Source organism: Rhodobacter sp. JA431, assembly GCF_900217725.1.
Taxonomy (GTDB): domain Bacteria; phylum Pseudomonadota; class Alphaproteobacteria; order Rhodobacterales; family Rhodobacteraceae; genus Rhodobacter; species Rhodobacter aestuarii.
The window spans coordinates 253,593-272,427 of record NZ_OBMP01000003.1 but is presented as its reverse complement, the minus strand read 5'-3'; the positions used below and the strand labels follow the sequence as shown (position 1 = coordinate 272,427).

Genomic DNA, 18,835 nt, shown 5'->3' with positions numbered 1-18,835 from the left:
AAGGGCAGCATGACAAGAAGACTAGTGCTCTGCCTGCACTACTTACAAAGTAAGACGCGCCCCCAAAGCTGGCGGCGCGTTCTGAAAGTCTCTCGAGCCTCGCGTAGATTGGGCAGCGGCAGAGGAAAACTGATGAGCCCTCCCGCCAGCCCTTCCGCCTTTCATCTCCGCGCCCCGAAAGGCCTTAGCTGCATTCAGGCACGCCCAAACGGATAAGCTGCGCCCCGGAGATCATCTTCAAGTTGACGCTGTAACGCCCCTCGCGCAAATACCAGCTTTTCAGCGCTGGCGGGTAATGTGCCGCGATCAGCTGCGACCAGAACTCAAATTTCTTCGGCGGCAGCGCGGCTCCATAAAAGCTGGGCCGATGAAAGCCGAAGCTGCTGTTACGGGTCACACAACTGCCCGGCAGCCCCAGATACATGGTGCAAGAAGAGTAGCAGGCCCCTTTGATTGCAACGGTCTGCCCGGCCGCCGCCATCGCTTGGATCTTATTGGCACGCGCCCCGACATCCCCGCCCAAATCGCCGCGAACAACGATGGCTTGTCGACCATAGGCCGCCGGAATAGCCTGTGCAGCCGCTTCAGACACCGTCAAAACGGGCGCACCCACAAGCCCCGTGATCACGGCAGACGCAAAGACAAGCGGCCTCAGCCGCCGCGCCCGAAGGCGTGCGAAGAAGATTTTCATATGTTTTCACCCCATAGTCGGTCACGCATCCGCGCGACGCGACGGCGCTCCACCAGCACCATCGGGATCAGTAGATCAGCCGGGACTTAAGAAAGGTTTACGTCTGCCCCTGCGCCTTTGCGGGACATAGCGACAGTTTTTCAAGACTTTGCTCAGTCATGCATCACTCAGAACTTTCGTGCCGCAGAACATCACGCTGCCCCGCAGAAAGCGCTGTGCAGGGCGCGGCAGGCATGGTAGTTTTAGCCATCGTTTTCCTGACTAAGTGCGAGGCGGTCATAATGCGTTCTCTTTTCCTTCTTTCGCTTGCCTTCACCTTGGCCAGCGCATCGGCTTATGCTGAGATTCCCCAATGCCCTAAGGGCCAGTCGCTAAAAGACAACCAATGCGAGTGCGACGACCCCAACACCGAGAAAAAAGATGATGGCACCTGCGGTGTCATGCTTCTGCCGAATGGCAAAGTGGCGGTGGGCGAGGCAACCAACGTGGTGGGCCTCGTACCGCTCATTGCTGGTGCTGGCGTAAGCGCGGCAGCGGCGCTTGCAGGCGGTGGCGGCGGTGGCGGCGGGGCAAACGCCACCGGTGCGACGGGTGCGACCTCAGGCACCGGAAACTAAGATCACCGTTGCGGGAGAAATTTCCTGCGAAAACCGAAGCAGATTTGAAGGCGGTGGCACATATGCCCATCGCCTTTTTCTTTAGCATCTGACACGGGCCATATATTTAAAGCCGGCCTCTCGAAGAGACCGGCTTTAAAGCGACGTTACGATGCGTTGATGGCGCGCCAAGTCACCTTATTCGGTGTAATATTTCGCGCCGTAAACACCATAACTGCCGTGTTTTCCAGCGTATCCATAGCGCTTCATTTCTTCATTATCGATCTGGCTCAGAACGAGCCCGCTAATCCGCCGGTTCACCGTTTCAAACATTTGAACGGCCTCTTGCACCTGCCCCCGGCTCGTTTGGTTCCAACGGACCGTGAAGAGCACCGCATCGGTAGATTGCGCAATGATCCGGGCGTCGGGAACCACCAGAACCGGCGGCGCGTCGATGATGACGTAGTCAAAAAGCTCCCGCATCTGCGCGACGAAGTTTTGGAAAGCCTCCGACATAAACAAGTCCGCCGCGTTGATGTTTGAGCTTTCCCCCATGATACGAGAGAAGCCCAATTCTTCGTCGCGCGTAATCACATCCTCAAGCGAGGCCTGACCGGAGAGAAGCGATACCAGCCCTTTGGGCTTACTTTCGCCCGGGAAGTACTCGGCAAGAACATTGCGCCGGATATCCCCCTCGACCAAGAGCACCGATTTCCCAACCCCCACGAAATTGAGCGCCAGCGCCAGCGCGTTGGTGGTTTTACCCTCTTCAGGAATAGAAGATGTCATCAAAATCACTTGCGGCGGCTTGTCGACATTCGACAGCAGCACCGAAGTCCGCAGGTTCCGGATCGATTCCATCACCGCTGAGGTGGGCTTATCGAGCAAGTAGCGCAGGATATCCGGACGGTTTTTCGCCGGGATCAAGGGGATTTGCCCCATCACGACAACGCCCGCTTCTTCTTCCAGCTGGCGAGCCGTTCGATAGCCATTGTGCATTGCTTCACGCAGCAACACGATCCCGATACCCGCCATCAAACCAAGAATACCACACATCGCCAAGACGAGGCTCTTGCGTGGCGCGGTCGGCGAAGTTGGCACCACGGCCGCAGACAGCAAACGACTGTCAGCTTGCTGAATGCCCTGCTGCGCGGAGGTCTCTTTCAGGCGGGACAGAAAATACTCATAGAGCGTCCGGCTTGCTTCGGCTTCGCGGGTCAATTGCTGCAAGGTGATCATATCATCGCCCTGCCGCGCGATCTGCGCCGTCATATTTTCAAGAGACCGTTCGAGCGCCGTCTTCTGATCAGAAGCGCGCGCCAAATCCAATTCGGCACGGGCCAGAACTTGACTATAACGGCTGTTAAACGCGGCGGAATCCTCTTCCGCAATCTGATCGAGTAGCGTGTCGCTTGCCGCAAGCCGCTTTTCTTGCGGCGTCTGTGCGGCCTTCAGCGCGTCAACCCGCGCCTGCGCAGATGTGACCTGCGCCCCCGATTGCTCCACACGCTCGCGCAAATCTTTGAGCTGAATTTCCATCGCCGCGAGAGCCTCGGAAGAAATCAGCGTCGTTTGCGCATTGAAGGTTTTGACCTTCTCTTCGGCGACTTCCAACTCGGTCTTCAGTTCCCCGACGCGGTTCGCGAGCCAAGCCGTTGCCTGCTCCATCGAGGCGAACTTCGTCTCGATCTGGCTAAGGGTGTAGAGTTCGGCAATTTTGTCCGCGATGCGCGCAGCCTTCTCAGCACTTTCGGACTGCACTGAGATTTCAAAGACATAGCTCGAAGGAACGTTTCGCACAGAAACATGCTCAAGGAGCGCGCTGACCACATTTGCTTCGATTTCGTCGGCGCTCGGTTCCGTCTGCTCCCCTGCGGATAGAACACCGCGGATGCGGCCAATGATGGAAGGCGGCACCAAAGCGCCATTGAATTCGGGATCGTTGATCAACTCCAGCTCAGCGACCGCTTTTTTCGCAAGACCACGCGAGCGCAGAACCTCAACCTCGGTATTCAATTCACTTGAATCGCCGGTGAGCCCGCCGATCATCCCTTCGAGGTCGATCACCTGCGGCTTACGCGTATCAAGCACCACCACAGACTTCGCCGTATAGATCGGCGTTGCAACAAAAAGAACGTAGATGAACCCGAGGCTTACAGCGACGAGGAAAGAAATAGCGATACTCTTCCAACCCGCCCGTAGCGACATCAGAATCTGCCCGAGGTCGATGACATCATCTTGTTCGTTCAGATTACTTTTTTGCACCGGAGTACTCATCTGCATCCGCATTCCATCCATTCATTCCAATACACGAAACCAATCCGGTTATTCGATCCGAAACGGCCCGAAGACGTCATCGCATCAAAACATGAAACTACGATGCCACTCTTCAACCAATCCCGCACCACACTCACACCCTTAAAAACCGCACCCCCTCGACCGAGATCAGCGCAGCCGTAAGCCCATTCCCCGCATAGGCTCCAGTATCTACCGAAATTTGCCCTCGGTCACAAACGGGTTCTGGAACAATCGTGTGACCGTGTACAATCCAAAGACCATCTGTCCGGGGCCTTTGCCCGAAATCTCGATGCCCCCATGTCAAAACATGATCGCTTTGCTGCGAAATCGGACGCCATGGGTCTGCGCCTGCATGTGTAACGACGATGTTCCCGCTTTGAACCATCCGGGGCAAACCTCGCAACCAGCGCTCAAGCTCATCGCCCATCTTTTCACGCAGTTCATCTGCCGCCGCTACGAGACGCGCCGCCGATGACGATTCGCTCACGCCCCCAACCCCGAAGCTCGCAAGGGTTTGTAAGCCGCCATTGCGCAGCCATCGCGGCCCTTCACGCGTCGGCGCATCGAGAAAACTGAGAAGCATCTCCTCGTGATTGCCCAATAATACGGTCAGCATCTCACTGCAGGCCCAAGCGCGCCGCAAGACCTCGGCGCTGTTCTCGCCCCGATCCACCAAGTCGCCGACACAAAGAACCGAAGCCTCAGGCGCTTCACGCGCCAAATTTTCAAGCATGCGCTCAAAAAGAGTGCTCATGCCATGCACGTCGCCAATCACTGCAAGAGGGCGCTCCGGTGCCGGTGGGCAGAACGAAATCACCTCCGGAGAACGCGACTTGACCGTCGTCACCTGACGACGCCTCGACCGGGACAGCACCTGCGCCAATAAACTCTTCATTCTCAACCGCCTCACACGATGCTCTCCAAGCATACTCTGCATAGCGGACGCAAGACCGATTCGGCTGAGGCAGATCCCGGTTCATCATCGTCTCATCTCGAAACGGCGCCGAAGACTTCGGTGCGCTGACGCGAAGAACGCGCAAACCATGTCCATTAACGATAATATCTGCCGACAAATTACGCATACGCACATTCAGGTGGCTATCTTAAGCTTGCGAGTCTCACGCATTGGGTGATAGGCGTTACCAAGTTGTTAACGGCAGTCGCTACACTGTCTCTGATCGCACCCATTGTAGGGCGCGTTTAGGCAGTCTGGCCGTTAAGGCAGAATGCCTTTCATTTACTTGTTTGCCGGAAGCTGGGGGCTGAGATGGCGTTTAATGAAGTAGACTTTGTGGGGCAACCTGTCTCAACCAATTGGAATTTGCGCGAAACCTCACCTCGCTTGGGGGCGCGCATTTACCGCCGATTTGGCAAGCGTTTGCTAGACATTTTTCTAGCGGTACTCCTTATGCCTGCCATCCTTCCGGTCATCGCGGTGATCTGGTTACTCGTCCGTGCAGATGGTGGTGCGGCCGTATTCACTCAGGATCGCGTCGGGAAGAACGGGAAGATTTTTAAGTGCTACAAGTTCCGTAGCATGGTGGTCGACGCCGAGGCCGTTCTCGAAAAGATGTGCGAAACAGATCCGAAGGTGGCGCACGAATGGTACACTTATAACAAGCTTTCGCATGACCCGCGGATTACACGCATTGGGGCGATCATACGTAAGACAAGCCTCGATGAGTTGCCGCAGATTTTCAACGTGCTCAAAGGCGACATGAGCCTGGTTGGTCCGCGCCCGTTTCTACCGTCGCAGAAATCCGCATATGATGCGGTTGGCGGGAAAGCCTACTATGATTTCCGCCCCGGCGTGACGGGTGCTTGGCAGGTCTTCGGGCGCAACGATACAACTTTTGAAAACCGTGTTCGGTTTGACGAAGCTTACGGAAAAAGTGCTTCACTCCTTGGTGACATGTCGCTGATCGTGCGGACCGGTAGTGCCGTGCTACTTCGCACCGGGGCATGATATCCTTGCAGAGGTTGAAAGGCCTTCGTGCCATATGCCGGCGACTGTGCTTCCTAAGCTCTAATCCGAACAAATCTGGCCATATTGAACGAGCGCATTCACCATTGTTGAGCGTTTGCGGGTGATGCTTGTGCGTTTGCCCTGAGTGATCGGGCTTCGGCAAAGCCTGTAAGGGCTATGTCTTGATGGTTTGCAACAAGCCCTGATTGAAACATCACCTAGCGCGGCAAGTATATTCCGCCTGCCCCCCCAGCCTATCCACCACATTACAACGAGGCGCCGGTGCCGAACACCGACGCCTCTACATTTTTCCGGGAGTCGGGGCCCTCTCGAAAAAACGTATGCTCAGCGGAAATGCACCGCGAATTCTGCGGCTGTCAGGCTACCGGAGTTATCCGTATCGAGCGCGTCAAACCGCGCTTCTTTGGCCTCTTGCATCGTGGCCACACGCGCGGCGTTCCAGCCCGCACCCGCTCCATTGCGCACAGCCATATATTCTTGGGCCGTGACGAGCCCGTCGCTATTGGCATCCATCGTGGCAAAAACGGCTGAAATGTCGGCCTGCGTGCGGGTGAGCCGTTGTGCCTTGAGCCCGGTGCCTGCGCCCATACCAGCCCCAGCGCCAGCGCGATTGCCCTGGCCGTTCCCTTGCCCATTGCCGGGACCATTTCCATTTCCCGCCAACGCCATACCGGATGCCGCCACACAAACGATGGTCGCCAAGATCAGCTTACGCATCTTCAGGAACTCCTTTGTTCTTGATGGTCCGGGCACCCATTTGTGCCCGGACCCTTCGCGCCGACCCGTTGCTTACCCGCTGATGCAATCGCCGGTTTTATCGCGCTTTTGATCTTTGGTCGGGCTGTCGATCTGGCTTTTGTCACGGGCCCGGGTTTGATCCCCAGCGCTCACTGGCCCCGCAACAAAGGCAAGGGCAGCAAGGGCGGCCAAAGCCATAGCAAAATGTTTCATGGTCGTTTCCTTTCCTGTTCACCAATGGCCGATCGGAGGGCCGGGGTTAGTTGCCCCGGCCACTCCCATTGCCATGTCCGCCCGCACCGCCAACCCCGGTGCCGGAACCGGCTCCTCCCGACTGTGCCCCCTTGCCCGCGCCATAGCGTGACCCGTATCCGGTCCCGTAGGGAACGGATGGGTCGGCTGGCGGCGCCGTGAGTAGTAGCCACAGCCAATGTGGCCGTGGTTTCGGCTCGGTTGCAGGCACCTGTCCCGGTCCGGCTTGCGCTCCCCCCGCCCCGAGACACAGCGCGAGGAAAAGGGCGCCAAGGCGGCATGCGGCATTCATAGCGATGGTCCTTTCGACGTATTCAGGTTAGATTATATGTGTAACCGCCTGATCCCAGCTGTGTCGCAGTTTGTCGCAAAAGGGTGTGTGAGGCGGGTCGGAGATGCGCATGAGCATGACCCGAAAACCCGCCGTGTTGGTGGTGGATGACGATCCAGAACTGCGCGCGCTTTTGTGCGACTATCTGCATGAAAACGGGCTGGCACCCACCCCTGCCGCCGATGGCGCAGCACTTTGGCGCGCGCTTGGGGCATTGCCAGAACCGCCCGCGGCTTTGGTGTTAGACCTGATGCTACCGGGCGAAGACGGGTTGAGCCTTTTGCGGCGGTTGCGGGCGCAAACGGACCTTCCGGTGCTGATGCTCTCTGCGCGCGGCGATGAGATGGACCGGATCATTGGCCTTGAAGTCGGGGCGGATGACTATATGGCCAAGCCCTTCAATCCGCGTGAGTTGTTGGCGCGGTTGCGGGCCTTGATGCGTAGACGCGCCCCGGCCGCGCCCGAAAGTGCCGTGCAATTTACTTTTGGTCCGTTTCGGCTTGATTGCGGCGCACGGGTTTTGTGGCGCGACGGCGAAGAAATCACGCTGACCACCGCCGAATATGATCTGCTGGAAGCTTTCTTGGCGCATCCCCGTCGGGGGCTAAGCCGGGATCAGTTGATCGAATTGATCCGCGGCGGCGCGCGCGATCCTTTTGATCGCAGCATCGACAATCGGGTGACGCGGTTGCGGCGTAAGATCGAGGAAGATCCGACCCATCCGCGCTTCATCCGCACCCTGCGTGGCGCGGGGTATCTTTTTGATCCAGAACCGGGCTCTGGCGGACCAAGCGCACCATGAGCAACGCCCCAAGCCTCATCCGCTGGCATATGGCGCGTTTGGCGAGCGTTTTTGTGGCCTATGCATTTGTTCTGGCAATCCTCTTCACGCTGTTTATGGCGCTGCCAATGTCGCGCCGTTCGGCCGATGATTTGGCCGGATTGATGGTGCTATCGGCACAGACATGGGCCGAACTGCCGCCCGAAACGCGCCCCGCGTTGATCAAGGAATTGCGCACCGGGCACGGGCTGATTTTGGCGCCGCGCGTCGATTACACGCCGGTGGATGAATTGCATCGGCCTTTCGCCTATCTGCTGGAAGCTGCGTTGACACGGCGCCTTGGGCATACGGTGCATCTCCATGCCGAAACCGTCGAGGGGGAGGCATGGTTTTGGGTGAACCTGCCTGCCGGGGCCGAAGAGGTGGCCATTGGCTTGCCGCATCGCCGGTATAACGGGCAACCGCTCGTAGCGATTGGTGGAGGCTTGACGATTGGTCTGGTGCTGGCTTTGGTGCTTTCTGCTTGGCTCGCCGGGCGGCTTTCGCGCCCGATCCGGCAAATTGAAGCGGCCATGGATGCCTTTGGGCGCGATGCAACCGCGCCCCCCGTGCCCGAAACGGGCCCGCGCGAAATTGCCTCTTTGGGGCGCCATTTCAATGCGATGACGCGGCAGGTCCGTGATTTGGTGGCAGCGCGGACCCTCCTTTTGGCGGGCATTTCGCACGATCTGCGCACCCCGTTGGCGCGGATGCGGCTTGGACTTGAACTTGCGCGTTCAAAGGAGAATGCGGGCCGCATTGATGGGTTAGAGCGAGATATCGCGCGCATGGATGCACTCATCGGGCAAAGCCTTGATCTGGCGCGCGGTTTGGATCCGGCGCCAACAGAACAAGTCGAAATCGCGTCATTTCTTGCCAGCTTCGTGGCGGAGGCACCCGAGTTAAGGGTAGAAATTGAAGCCCCCACGCAGGGTCTCTTTGCCCCGCAAGCGCTGCGGCGCGCCTTGACGAACCTTATTGAAAACGCGCAGCGACATGCCACGGGCGGTGAAATTGTGCTCAGGGCTGAGCAGACTGGCGACACGCTAAGATTTGGCGTGCTGGACCAAGGCCCCGGGATTCCCGAAAATCGCATTTCCCTGATGTGCGAACCGTTTGAGCGGCTTGAACCATCGCGCAGCCCGAAAACGGGCGGCTCTGGGTTAGGGCTGGCAATCGTGCGGGAACTTGCGCGCGCCAATGGCTGGGCTCTCAAGATCACCAATCGCGCCGAAGGTGGGCTGGCGGTTTGGATCACGTTGCCATAAGGTCATGAAAGCTGAACCGTCGCCCAAGCGAGCACGAGATAGCGGCCGCCTTTTGCCAAAGTCACCACGGCCCAAAACCGCCACAGCGGCTCGCACGCAGCATAGCCCTCAAAGCTCACACCCTTCGGAGAAAAGGCTACGGCAAAATGGCGAGCCAGACCCAGACGCTCAGGATCGAGAGCGCGGTGGCGACCAGTACCGAGGAGGCCGCCACGCGATTGGCCGCGCCATACATATTGGCAAAGAGATAGGCGTTCACCCCCGGCGCCATCGCCGCCGTGAGCGTGGCCGAGCGCAGCGCGGGCGTGCCAAGGTCAAAGACGAAATGGCCCAGCCCATAGGCAATGGCCGGGTGCAGCAGCAGCGACAGCCCCGTCACCATCGCAATCGCGCGGCCATCGCCCTCTGGTCGGTAGCGCACCAGCACGCCGCCAAGGCCAAAGAGCGCCGCAGGCAGGGCCGCGCCCGCGATCATATCCATGGCTGACCAAACCGGGGCAGGCAGCGCCATCCCGGTCAGATGTTGCCCCGCTTGAATGGCAAAACCCGTCAAAATGCCAATCACCAAGGGGGTGCGCAAAACGCCGATGAGTGCATTGAGCCCCACGCGGCTGAGCCCCGCGCCCGTGCCTTTGCTGCGCACCCATTCCATCGCCACGATGCCGATCGTGTAAAGGAACGGCGAATGCACCGAGATGATGGCGAAGTTGCCCGCAAGCGCGTCGTGCCCATAGGCGCGTTCGGTGATCGGCACGCCCAAAAGGAGCGAGTTGGAGAACAGGCAGGCAAAGCCAATCGCCACCGCATCGGGCCCGGTGCGGCGCAGCACCCCGCGTGCAAGCGTAGCGCCGATGGCAAAGGAAATCAGCGCGCCCGCATAAAAGCTGACCATCAGCCCAAGGTCATAGCTCGCCCCAAGATCGAGCCGCGCGATGGAGCGGGCCAGCAGCACGGGCACGGCGAAGTTCTGCGCAAAGCGCATCAGGCCTTCAACCGCCGTTTCAGAGAAAAGCCCCTTCCACGCAACGATATAGCCAAAGCCGATGACCAAAAAGACGGGCAGGATAACGTCGATCAGCGCGCTCATGGGGCGGGCAGGTCCAGCACCATACCGTCATAAGCGCCGCGAATATTGTCGGGCGTTTCCGCCTCCACCCGCGCGTGATCCAGGTCGATATGCATATTGGTCAGCACGGCGGTTTTGGCCTGCGCCTGCGCGATCCACGCGAGCGCTTGCGCCAAATGCGCGTGGCTCGGGTGGGGTTTGTAGCGCAAAGCATCGAGCACCCAACACTCAAGCCCCTGCAAATGCGCCCAAGCCGCTTCGGGAATGGCCGAGACATCGGGCAGATAGGCCAAGCCCCCAATGCGGAAGCCAAGCGCAGGAATGTTGCCATGCTCCACCGTGAAGGGTGTAAAGCAGATCGGCCCGCCCGCGCCGGTGATGGTGAAGGGGCCGTCGATCTCGTGCAGATCGCAAATCGGCGGGTAATTGCTACCCTTGGGTTGCACGAAGGCATAGTCAAACCGGCTCAGCAGCGCTTCACGCGTGGGCGCATCGGCCCACACCGGCAGGCGGGCATGCATGTTGAAGGTGATCTGGCGGATGTCATCGAGCCCATGCATGTGATCGGCATGCGGGTGGGTGAAGGCCACGGCATCCAGCACCGCCACTTCGGCGCGCAAAAGCTGTTCGCGCAGATCGGGCGAAGTGTCGATCAACACCCGCGTTGTGCCCGCTGCACTGACCCGTTCCACCAGCATCGAACAGCGCGAGCGGCGGTTTTTCGGGTTTTGTGGGTCGCAATCGCCCCAATGCCCCCCAATCCGCGGCACGCCCCCCGAGGAGCCACAGCCCAGAATGGTGAAGCGCAACCGGTCAGCCATGGCACGCCTTCGCAAACAACCGATCAAAATTGGCCGTCGTGGCGGCGGCAAACTCTTCAAGGCTCAGCCCAAAGACATCGGCCCCCACTTGCGCGGTATGCACCGTATAGGCGGGCTCGTTGCGGCGTCCGCGATGCGGCGGCGGGGCGAGATAGGGGCTATCGGTTTCCACCAAAATCCGATCCAGCGGCGCTTGCGCGAAAATCTCTCGGATCTCGCCGCTTTTGGGGAAGGTGGCGACGCCCGACATGGAAAGATAGCAGCCCAGTTCGAGCGTTTGGCGTGCGAGCTCCGGCCCAGACGAGAAGCAATGCATCACGCAGCCAAAGGGCTTGCGTTTCATCCCCTCGGTCAGGATCTCGGCCATGTCTTCATCGGCGGCACGCGAATGGATGATCAGCGGCAGCCCGGTTTCTTGCGCGGCTTCAATGTGCAGGCGGAGCGAGACCTTTTGCACCTCGGCACTCTCGGCGGTGTAGTGATAATCTAGCCCCGTTTCACCAATGCCCACGAATTTGGGGTGGCTCGCAAGCGCCACCAGTTCCGCGACCGTGGCCATCGGTTCCTCGGCGGCGCTCATCGGATGCGTGCCAGCAGCCCAGTAAACGCCATCATGCGCCTCGGAAATCGCTTTCACCTGATCGACATTGCGCAGCTTTGTGCAGATCGTGACCATGCGGGTCACGCCTGCCGCTTTCGCGCGGGCCACAACCTCGGGCAGTTCCTCGGCGAAATCCGGGAAATCAAGGTGGCAATGGCTGTCGACGATCTGGGGAAGAGGCTTGGTCACGCTGTCTCCTGCCGTTTAGGCGGCGGTATTGATTGCCAGAACCATATCCATGACCAAGGCCGCCGGGTCAAGGTTGACGGCCTTGCCGTGACGTGCGCGCGCGCCCAACTCTTGATGCAGCCCGGCCCATTTCATCGCCGCCGCGCCATCGGGGGAAAGCCGCGCCATCAGTTGTGCCTCGCCCTTTGCGGCCTCCGGCTCTGGCGGGCCAGTGAGCCCCGCGCGCGCAAGGCGTGAGAGGAACAAATCCATCAGCCGCAGCATCAAATCAAACCGCGCCGCATTGGCCTTGCCCGCAGCACTTTCTGCAAGGGCCCAAGCCTTGATCCGGTCAAGCCGGGGCAAGGTCGCGAAAAGCCCCACGAGCGTGGCGTAACTTTCCAGCCCCTCAAGGTTCAAAAGCCGGATCGCCTCGCCCACCGAGCCACCGGCAAGGGCAGAGAGGGCCAGCGTTTCGCCCTCCGCATCGGCCTCTGCCGCCGCAAGCGCAAGGGCAAGGTCATCGGGCGCCAAGGTCGTGAGCCGCAATTCGCGGCAGCGCGAGCGGATCGTCGGCAAAAGCCGCGCGGGTTGGTGCGTGACCAAAAGAAAGGTCACCAAGGGCGGCGGTTCTTCCAGCAGTTTCAAAAGCGCGTTCGCGCCCGCTGTGGCCAATTCATCGGCGCAATCCACCACCACCACGCGCCGCCCACCGTCGGCCGCAGAGAGATGCAGGAACGAGGTCAGCTTGCGCACCTCTTCCACCCGAATGTCATCCGAGATCGCGGTTTTCTTGTCATTGAGCCCGCGTTTGAGGTGAAAGACGCGCGGCTCGGCTTCCGCCAAAAGGCGACGGCAGACCGGGTGCTCTGGGTCCGTCTCTAGGGTGCGGGGTGGCTCTGGCGCACCAAAGAGCCCGCCACCTTGCTCCAAAGGCTGTGTCAGCAAAAACCGCGCAATCCGCCAAGCAAATGTCGCCTTACCGACACCGCGCGGACCGGTCAGCATCCAAGCATGATGCAGACGGCCCGAGTTAAACGCATCCAAGAACGCCTGTTCAGCATGCTCTTGACCATACAGATGCGCGGTTTGGCGCGGATGGGGCGCACCTTCCACCTGCGTTGGGTCTGGAAACTCCGCCTCGCTCATGCCCGCCCCGCAAGTGCGGCTTGGGTTTGCGCAAGTACATCGACGGCCACAGCCTCGGGCGCGCGGGCGCCATCAATCACCCGAAACCGGGGCGCAAATTCGCGGGCGAGTTCCAAGAACCCCGCGCGCATCCGCGCCTGCATCGCCACGCCCATATCTTCAAACCGTTCTTCATGGCCCTGCCGCCCCTTGGCACGGGCAAGCCCCACGGCAGGGTCAATGTCGATCAGAAAGGTCATATCCGGTTCGCGCCCGATCATCAGCCGGTGCAGATCATCCACCTGCGCGCGCAGATCGCCGCGTGACAACCCCTGATACATCCGCGTGCTATCGGCAAAGCGATCACAGAGCACCACCTTGCCCGCCGCCAAAGCCGGGATGATGGTGCGCTCCAAATGGTCGCGCCGCGCGGCCGTGAAAAGCAAAATCTCGGTCTCGGGCGACCACCGCTCCGGGTCGCCTTGCAAAACAAGGGCGCGAATTTCTTCCGCGCCGGGGCTGCCGCCGGGTTCGCGGGTGCGGATCACATCATGGCCCGCTGCCTCAAGCGCCTCGGCCAACAGCCGCACTTGGGTGGATTTGCCCGAACCGTCGATGCCCTCAAAGGTAATGAACATCGCTTAGCTGCTGGCCGTCATCGCCATTGCGCGTTCAAAAAGGCGCAGCGCAGACGAGGTGAACCGGGTCACGAAGCCGCCTGCGGGCACTTCAGCCTCGGCGACAAGCGGCACCGAACGCGGCGCGTCAAACCCCGGCACGGTGATCTCCAACCGCCCGATCTGCGCCCCCGCTGCGACCGGTGCGGTCAGCGGCGCATCAAAGACGGCCTCGGCGGTCACACCGGCGGCTGCGCCTGCAGGCAACAGAAGCGAGACATCCTCGGCCGGCACCAGCCCCACGGTTTTGCTTTCGCCAAGCCACACCGGGGCCTCGGCCAGCCGCGTGCCCTTTTCCGCCACGGTTTTCAGAACAAATTGGCGAAACGCCCAGTTCGCAACGGCTTCCGCCTCGCGCGCACGATCGGCCTCAGAACCCAGCCCCGAAATCACAAAGACAATACGCCGATCGCCCATCACCGCAGAACCAACAAGCCCATAGCCCGCCTCTTCGGTATGGCCGGTTTTCAGCCCATCGGCGTGCCAATCGGCGGCAGAAATTTTCAAAAGCGGGTTGCGGTTATGCGCATTCGCCGGGGCGCGGTTTTTGTAGTTGAACTCGGTCTCCGAGAAGAGCGGGTAATATTCGGGGAATTGTGTGATCAGGCGCACTGCCAAAATCCCCAGATCATGCATCGACATGCGCTGATTGGGGTGCGGCCAGCCCGAGGCATTGGCAAAGGTCGAATGCGCCATACCAAGCTGGTGGGCGCGTTCGGTCATGCGTTGGGCAAAGGCATCTTCGGTGCCCGCAAGCCCTTCGGCCACCACCACACAGGCATCATTGCCCGAGTTAATGACAATGCCCTGCATCAGATCGCGCACGGTGGGGCGGTCCATTTCATTGAGGAACATCGTCGAACCGCCCATCTGCTTGGCGCGGGTCGACACGGCAAAGGTCGTGTCCATTGACACGCGCCCCTCGCGCAAGGCCTCAAACAGAAGGTTCAGCGTCATCAGTTTCGACATCGAGGCGGGCGGCAGTGCGACATCAGCCTCTTTTTCCAAGAGCACGGTCTGGGTCGTCAGATCATACACCCATGCTGCGCGGGCGCGCGTGTCAAAGGCGCTGGCGGGCAGGGCGAGGCAAAACGAAAGAGCCGCCGCACAGAAGATCGCAAAAGGGCGGGCAAAAAGCATGGCACGGTTTGTCATGGGGAATGGGAACCTCATTTCGAAACGGCATAGGCGTCAGTATAGCCAACGCCTTTGATCTTTTTGAGCATAGCGTCGCGTTCCGCCACCGAGGCCGCGGGGCCTGCGACCACGCTCCAGAAGGTCTTGCCTTGGGTTTTCTCGGTGCGGATCGTGGCGGTGACGCCAGCTTGGGCGAGCTGGGCGGTGGCCCGTTTGGCATTTGCCTCGGTCGAGAAGATGCCGATTTGCAAGAACATCTTGCCCGAGGGGGCGGGTTTGGGGGCCGCCGGTTTGGGCGGCACGGGTTTCGCGGGCGCGGCCTCGGCGGCGGCAATCGCCGCCCCAGCGGTGGCGGTTACGTCTGCCACGGGTTTCGGCGCAGGGCGGGCACCCGTTTTGCCCGGCGGCTCCAGCGGGGCAGCGGCAATCGTTTCCGCTGCGGGCATGGTGCCGGTTTCCGTTTCTTGCGCCGCCATGGGAGCCGGTTCGGGAGCTTCTTCGCGGCGAAGCGCAACGACCGAAAGCTTCGTTGGCGCACCGGCAAGCACGTCGAGCGCCGCCGCCGCATCAGAAGACACCTGCAACCGCGGCCCGGGGTTTTCCCGCTCGCGCCGGAACAGGGCGCCAATCACGAATTTGCCGTTTGCCGGGTTGCGGATGATCACGCGCTCAGGGTCTTTAACCCCCGGATGCGCGACCCAAACACCGCCCAGCGACGGCCGCCCATCCCAAAGCCCGTCTTCATTGGCGCTAAATACCTCGGGCGTCTCGACATCGCGCTCAACAATGCGCGCAGAGGTGGCGGGGGCGCTGGCCGCCTCGGGCGCACCATCTTCTTTGGGCGCGCCCTTCAGGAAGCCAAAAGGTTGACTGCCTTCGGTGCAGCCGCTGAGCGCCGCCACCGCAGCCAGCGTCCAGATCCAATGGATCGATTTCGACATGCCCTTTGCCCCTTCTTGCGCCTGTGAGGCGGCATTGCCCCGCACAGCTTGCGCCTGTTGCCTGCGCCGTTTTGCCGCCGCGCACCAGGTTCGGACCGGGTTCGGGCGCTTTGGCGAAACTGTAGCGGCTTCGCTGCGCCAAGAAAAGCGCAGCCAGAACGTTCAGGCGGTTTTCGGCACGCAGGTGCTTTCAGAATCGCGTGAGAGCGGTTAGGGCATGCGTCACGGAAGTGTGGCCGAGTGGTTTAAGGCTCTGGTCTTGAAAACCAGCGTGGGGGAGACTCCACCGTGGGTTCGAATCCCACCGCTTCCGCCACTCACCCTTGAAATTAAAGGGTAAAATCGTAATCTTGCGATCATACCCGCCAACGCGCCCGCCTTTAATTTTGCGCTTGGCTGCTATGGCACGCGACATCGTTGAAGGTCGCCGAGAGTTGCTCCATGTGGACCGCTTCCCCCGACGCGATTTGTCGGGAGACCTTGGCGTGATCGACATGGATGCTTTGAGCGTCATGCGACGTTGGGCACTTCGGGACAACTTGCCCGTCCGTGACGGTTTCACGACGGACCGGCTGTCGCGCAATACAACCAGGAATTACCCGCGTGCGGTATCGCCGAGCCCAAGTTCAAGCTAGCTTGCGCTTAGAGGCAAGCTCAGCCGTCGCAGCCCGCAAAGAAGATGACGTGAAACCCTCCCTTGCCCCACAATAGACGGAAGATCCGGTATCTGAGATTGCTCACTTCTCGATGGTAAACCCGGCTCAGATCTGAGCAGATTACCTTATTACTTGTTCTCTGGACGGTTAGAACAGTAGCGTCAGGCGTTATCTATTTGGTTGAGCATTACGGTAGGGCGATATGGATAAGCGGAGTTTGAGCGAACGCGATATCTGCACCAAATTCATCACGCCCGCACTTGTCGCAGCCGGGTGGGATATAACCAGCCAGATCCGCGAGGAAGTCAGCTTCACCAAGGGACGCATCATCGTCCGTGGCAAGATGGTAAGCCGCGGCGAGGGCAAGCGCGCCGACTACATTCTCTCTGCAAAGCCAAATATCCCGATTGCGATCATTGAAGCCAAGGATAACAAACAGGCCGTCGGGGCGGGCATGCAGCAAGCACTCGGCTACGCCGAAACCTTGGATATTCCTTTCGTGTTCTCGTCCAACGGCGACGGATTTATCTTCCACGACAGAACAGGCGCATCACCTGATGTCGAACAGCACCTCGGCCTAGACAAGTTCCCGAATCCACAGGAGCTTTGGCAACGCTACAAGGCTTGGAAGAGCTTATCCGACGCCGCGGAACAGATCGCGCTTCAGGACTACCATGATGACGGGTCTGGAAAAGAACCGCGCTATTATCAGGTCAATGCCATCAACAAAACGATGGAGGCGATCGCCAAGGGGCAAGATCGCATCTTGCTGGTCATGGCAACCGGCACAGGCAAAACCTACACGGCCTTCCAAATTATATGGCGTTATCGTCAAGCTTTCGCAGGCAAACGCGTGTTGTTTTTGGCGGACCGGAACGTGCTGATTGACCAGACCATGGTCAACGATTTTCGTCCGTTCAGCGGCAAGATGGCAAAGTTGTCGACCCAGTCGAAGACCATTGAACGGCCCGATGGCACCAAGGAAAGCGTCACGCTAGCCCTCGACAACAAACGCCGGATCGATTCCTCCTACGAGATCTATCTGGGGCTCTATCAAGCGATCACGGGGCCGAATGAGAGCCAGAAGGTATACCGGGAGTTTTCCAAGGATTTCTTCGATTTGATCGTCATCGACGAGTGTCATCGGGGCAGCGCTTCAGCGGATTCAGCTTGGCGCGAGATCCTCGATCATTTCTCCTCGGCGGTTCAGATCGGCCTGACGGCGACGCCCAAGGAGACTGAATACGCCTCGAACATCGATTACTTTGGACCGCCGGTCTACAGTTACACGCTAAAACAAGGCATCCGCGACGGCTTCTTGGCCCCCTACAAGGTTATCAAGGTCCACATCGACCGAGACGTGCAAGGATATCGCCCCGAGAAAGGGCAGCTGGATCGCGACGGAGAAGAGGTCGAGGATCGGATTTATAACGCCAAGGACTTTGACCGCACGCTGGTTCTGGACGATCGCACCAAGCTCGTCGCCAAGAAGGTGACCGAATTCCTCCGCGACAGTGGCGATCCGATGGCCAAGACCATCGTGTTCTGTGTCGATCAGGAACACGCCGCGCGTATGCGGCAAGCCTTGATCAACGAGAATGCGGACCTGGTCGCGAAGAACGCCCGTTATGTCATGCGCATCACCGGAAATGACAAGGAGGGGGTCGACCAACTCGGGAACTTCATCGATCCAGAGGCTGCCTACCCTGTGATCGTCACTACATCCAAACTATTGTCCACCGGTGTCGACGCCCAGACCTGCCGCCTGATCGTTCTTGATCGCGAGGTCGGGTCCATGACCGAGTTCAAGCAAATTGTCGGGCGTGGCACGCGGGTGCATGAGGACACCCGGAAACTGTTTTTCACCTTGATGGATTTCCGTGGGGCCTCGAGCCACTTCGCCGACCCCGACTTCGACGGTGAACCAGTCCAGATCTATCAGCCCGGACCGGATGATCCCGTGACCCCGCCCGATGAAACTCAACCCAACATTGATGACGCGTCGATCCCGGATGACATCGGTGCGAACGAGACCGTTCTGATCGATCCGCGCAACGAAACCCTCACGAACGATACCAACACCGGCCCGCGCCCCAAGGTCTATATCGATGGCGTTGGGGCCGACATCGTCGCTGAGCGCGTCGAATACCTCGATGAGAATGGCAAGCTGGTGACAGAATCCTTGCGCGACTATACGCGCAAAGCCATGCGCCAGCGCTTCGCAAGCCTTGATGACTTCTTGCGCCGTTGGAAGCAGGCCGAGCGCAAGAATGCGCTCATCGAGGAACTGGCAGAGCAGGGCTTACCCCTGAGCATGATCGCTGGCGAACTTGGACTCGACCTCGATCCCTTTGACCTGATCTGCCACATCGCTTTTGACGCAAAGCCGCTGACCCGCAAGGAACGCGCCGACAATGTCAAGAAACGGGACGTGTTCACGAAATACGGCCCCCAGGCCCGCGCCGTGCTCGAAGCCTTGCTTGAGAAATACTCCCGCGATGGCGTCATCAGCATCGACGACCCCAAGATCCTGAAAATAAATCCATTCTCCAGCATGGGCACCGAGGTTGAACTGATCCGCGCTTTCGGCAAGAAACCCGACTACATCCGCGCCGTGCATGAAATGCAGGCGGCGCTTTACGAAGAAAGTGCTTGATCC

Annotated in this window: 17 protein-coding genes and 1 tRNA gene; 6 read left to right on the top strand and 12 right to left on the bottom strand. The window is 59.7% G+C overall.

Annotated features, from left to right (window positions below):
- Positions 1-184 precede the first annotated feature (184 nt).
- The gene (locus tag CRO18_RS08170) at positions 185-691 is read right to left on the bottom strand and encodes a hypothetical protein (RefSeq protein ID WP_083952251.1); all 507 of its coding nucleotides are present in this window, start codon (positions 689-691) and stop codon (positions 185-187) included.
- A 281-nt stretch (positions 692-972) separates the two neighbouring features.
- Here CRO18_RS08170 and CRO18_RS08165 point away from each other — a divergent pair, with 281 nt between their 5' ends.
- Entirely contained in the window at positions 973-1,308 is a 336-nt protein-coding gene (locus tag CRO18_RS08165; protein WP_076485659.1) for a hypothetical protein, read from the top strand.
- Positions 1,309-1,485: 177 nt separating this feature from the next.
- On the opposite strand, the gene CRO18_RS08160 is transcribed toward CRO18_RS08165, so the two are convergent.
- Together CRO18_RS08160 and CRO18_RS08155 are read right to left on the bottom strand one after the other, a co-directional pair.
- Positions 1,486-3,576, bottom strand: coding sequence for a polysaccharide biosynthesis tyrosine autokinase (locus CRO18_RS08160; protein WP_249276018.1), 2,091 nt, complete (start codon positions 3,574-3,576; stop codon positions 1,486-1,488).
- A 121-nt stretch (positions 3,577-3,697) separates the two neighbouring features.
- Positions 3,698-4,480, bottom strand: a complete 783-nt coding sequence (locus CRO18_RS08155; RefSeq protein WP_097081758.1) for a metallophosphoesterase — start codon at positions 4,478-4,480, stop codon at positions 3,698-3,700.
- A gap of 372 nt (positions 4,481-4,852) precedes the next feature.
- Between CRO18_RS08155 and CRO18_RS08150 the strand changes: the two genes are divergently transcribed.
- Positions 4,853-5,551 carry a sugar transferase gene (locus CRO18_RS08150; protein WP_097081757.1) on the top strand — a complete coding sequence of 233 codons (699 nt, stop codon included), beginning with the start codon at positions 4,853-4,855 and terminating at the stop codon, positions 5,549-5,551.
- A gap of 345 nt (positions 5,552-5,896) precedes the next feature.
- On the opposite strand, the gene CRO18_RS08145 is transcribed toward CRO18_RS08150, so the two are convergent.
- Positions 5,897-6,289, bottom strand: coding sequence for an EF-hand domain-containing protein (locus CRO18_RS08145; protein ID WP_097081756.1), 393 nt, complete (start codon positions 6,287-6,289; stop codon positions 5,897-5,899).
- A 72-nt stretch (positions 6,290-6,361) separates the two neighbouring features.
- A complete protein-coding gene (locus CRO18_RS18790) occupies positions 6,362-6,523 on the bottom strand; it encodes a hypothetical protein (RefSeq protein ID WP_170952604.1) in 162 nt (53 codons plus the stop codon).
- A 440-nt stretch (positions 6,524-6,963) separates the two neighbouring features.
- Between CRO18_RS18790 and CRO18_RS08140 the strand changes: the two genes are divergently transcribed.
- Both CRO18_RS08140 and CRO18_RS08135 read left to right on the top strand, forming a co-directional pair.
- Positions 6,964-7,695 (top strand): response regulator, encoded by a 732-nt coding sequence (locus CRO18_RS08140; RefSeq protein ID WP_349290220.1) that lies wholly within the window; start codon positions 6,964-6,966, stop codon positions 7,693-7,695.
- On the top strand, positions 7,692-8,981 hold the full coding sequence (locus tag CRO18_RS08135) for an ATP-binding protein (RefSeq protein ID WP_097081755.1): 1,290 nt from the start codon (positions 7,692-7,694) through the stop codon (positions 8,979-8,981). Before CRO18_RS08140 ends, CRO18_RS08135 begins: the two co-directional genes overlap by 4 nt.
- A 136-nt stretch (positions 8,982-9,117) precedes the next feature.
- Here CRO18_RS08135 and CRO18_RS08130 read toward each other — a convergent pair whose 3' ends face one another.
- The 7 genes from CRO18_RS08130 to CRO18_RS08100 are packed head-to-tail and all read right to left on the bottom strand — an operon-like array spanning position 9,118 to position 15,520.
- A complete protein-coding gene (locus CRO18_RS08130) occupies positions 9,118-10,068 on the bottom strand; it encodes an AEC family transporter (RefSeq protein ID WP_097081754.1) in 951 nt (316 codons plus the stop codon).
- Entirely contained in the window at positions 10,065-10,868 is an 804-nt protein-coding gene (locus CRO18_RS08125; RefSeq protein ID WP_097081753.1) for an MBL fold metallo-hydrolase, read from the bottom strand. Before CRO18_RS08125 ends, CRO18_RS08130 begins: the two co-directional genes overlap by 4 nt.
- A complete protein-coding gene (locus tag CRO18_RS08120; protein ID WP_097081752.1) occupies positions 10,861-11,658 on the bottom strand; it encodes a TatD family hydrolase in 798 nt (265 codons plus the stop codon). The genes CRO18_RS08125 and CRO18_RS08120 overlap by 8 nt, the downstream gene beginning before the upstream one ends.
- A gap of 15 nt (positions 11,659-11,673) precedes the next feature.
- The gene (locus tag CRO18_RS08115) at positions 11,674-12,786 is read right to left on the bottom strand and encodes a DNA polymerase III subunit delta' (RefSeq protein ID WP_076485666.1); all 1,113 of its coding nucleotides are present in this window, start codon (positions 12,784-12,786) and stop codon (positions 11,674-11,676) included.
- Complete coding sequence (gene tmk, locus CRO18_RS08110; RefSeq protein ID WP_097081751.1) at positions 12,783-13,403, bottom strand: dTMP kinase; 621 nt, start codon at positions 13,401-13,403, stop codon at positions 12,783-12,785. The genes CRO18_RS08115 and tmk overlap by 4 nt, the downstream gene beginning before the upstream one ends.
- Before the next feature lie 3 nt (positions 13,404-13,406).
- Positions 13,407-14,597, bottom strand: coding sequence for a D-alanyl-D-alanine carboxypeptidase family protein (locus tag CRO18_RS08105; protein ID WP_373455183.1), 1,191 nt, complete (start codon positions 14,595-14,597; stop codon positions 13,407-13,409).
- Positions 14,598-14,611: 14 nt separating this feature from the next.
- Positions 14,612-15,520, bottom strand: a complete 909-nt coding sequence (locus CRO18_RS08100) for an SPOR domain-containing protein (protein ID WP_097081750.1) — start codon at positions 15,518-15,520, stop codon at positions 14,612-14,614.
- A gap of 226 nt (positions 15,521-15,746) precedes the next feature.
- Here CRO18_RS08100 and CRO18_RS08090 point away from each other — a divergent pair.
- Together CRO18_RS08090 and hsdR are read left to right on the top strand one after the other, a co-directional pair.
- Positions 15,747-15,836, top strand: a tRNA-Ser gene (locus CRO18_RS08090).
- Positions 15,837-16,378: 542 nt separating this feature from the next.
- On the top strand, positions 16,379-18,832 hold the full coding sequence (gene hsdR / locus CRO18_RS08085; RefSeq protein WP_097081748.1) for an EcoAI/FtnUII family type I restriction enzme subunit R: 2,454 nt from the start codon (positions 16,379-16,381) through the stop codon (positions 18,830-18,832).
- Positions 18,833-18,835: the final 3 nt, after the last annotated feature.

Bases quoted from the DNA above. Each gene is read 5' to 3' on its own strand.
- CRO18_RS08165 (WP_076485659.1), top strand. From the start codon at position 973: ATGCGTTCTCTTTTCCTTCTTTCGCTTGCCTTCACCTTGGCCAGCGCA.
- CRO18_RS08155 (WP_097081758.1), bottom strand. From the start codon at position 4,480: ATGAAGAGTTTATTGGCGCAGGTGCTGTCCCGGTCGAGGCGTCGTCAG.
- CRO18_RS08135 (WP_097081755.1), top strand. From the start codon at position 7,692: ATGAGCAACGCCCCAAGCCTCATCCGCTGGCATATGGCGCGTTTGGCG.
- CRO18_RS08150 (WP_097081757.1), top strand. From the start codon at position 4,853: ATGGCGTTTAATGAAGTAGACTTTGTGGGGCAACCTGTCTCAACCAAT.
- hsdR (WP_097081748.1), top strand. From the start codon at position 16,379: ATGGATAAGCGGAGTTTGAGCGAACGCGATATCTGCACCAAATTCATC.
- CRO18_RS08125 (WP_097081753.1), bottom strand. From the start codon at position 10,868: ATGGCTGACCGGTTGCGCTTCACCATTCTGGGCTGTGGCTCCTCGGGG.
- CRO18_RS08115 (WP_076485666.1), bottom strand. From the start codon at position 12,786: ATGAGCGAGGCGGAGTTTCCAGACCCAACGCAGGTGGAAGGTGCGCCC.
- CRO18_RS18790 (WP_170952604.1), bottom strand. From the start codon at position 6,523: ATGAAACATTTTGCTATGGCTTTGGCCGCCCTTGCTGCCCTTGCCTTT.
- CRO18_RS08160 (WP_249276018.1), bottom strand. From the start codon at position 3,576: ATGCGGATGCAGATGAGTACTCCGGTGCAAAAAAGTAATCTGAACGAA.
- CRO18_RS08145 (WP_097081756.1), bottom strand. From the start codon at position 6,289: ATGCGTAAGCTGATCTTGGCGACCATCGTTTGTGTGGCGGCATCCGGT.
- CRO18_RS08170 (WP_083952251.1), bottom strand. From the start codon at position 691: ATGAAAATCTTCTTCGCACGCCTTCGGGCGCGGCGGCTGAGGCCGCTT.
- CRO18_RS08130 (WP_097081754.1), bottom strand. From the start codon at position 10,068: ATGAGCGCGCTGATCGACGTTATCCTGCCCGTCTTTTTGGTCATCGGC.
- CRO18_RS08140 (WP_349290220.1), top strand. From the start codon at position 6,964: ATGAGCATGACCCGAAAACCCGCCGTGTTGGTGGTGGATGACGATCCA.
- CRO18_RS08105 (WP_373455183.1), bottom strand. From the start codon at position 14,597: ATGACAAACCGTGCCATGCTTTTTGCCCGCCCTTTTGCGATCTTCTGT.
- tmk (WP_097081751.1), bottom strand. From the start codon at position 13,403: ATGTTCATTACCTTTGAGGGCATCGACGGTTCGGGCAAATCCACCCAA.
- CRO18_RS08100 (WP_097081750.1), bottom strand. From the start codon at position 15,520: ATGTCGAAATCGATCCATTGGATCTGGACGCTGGCTGCGGTGGCGGCG.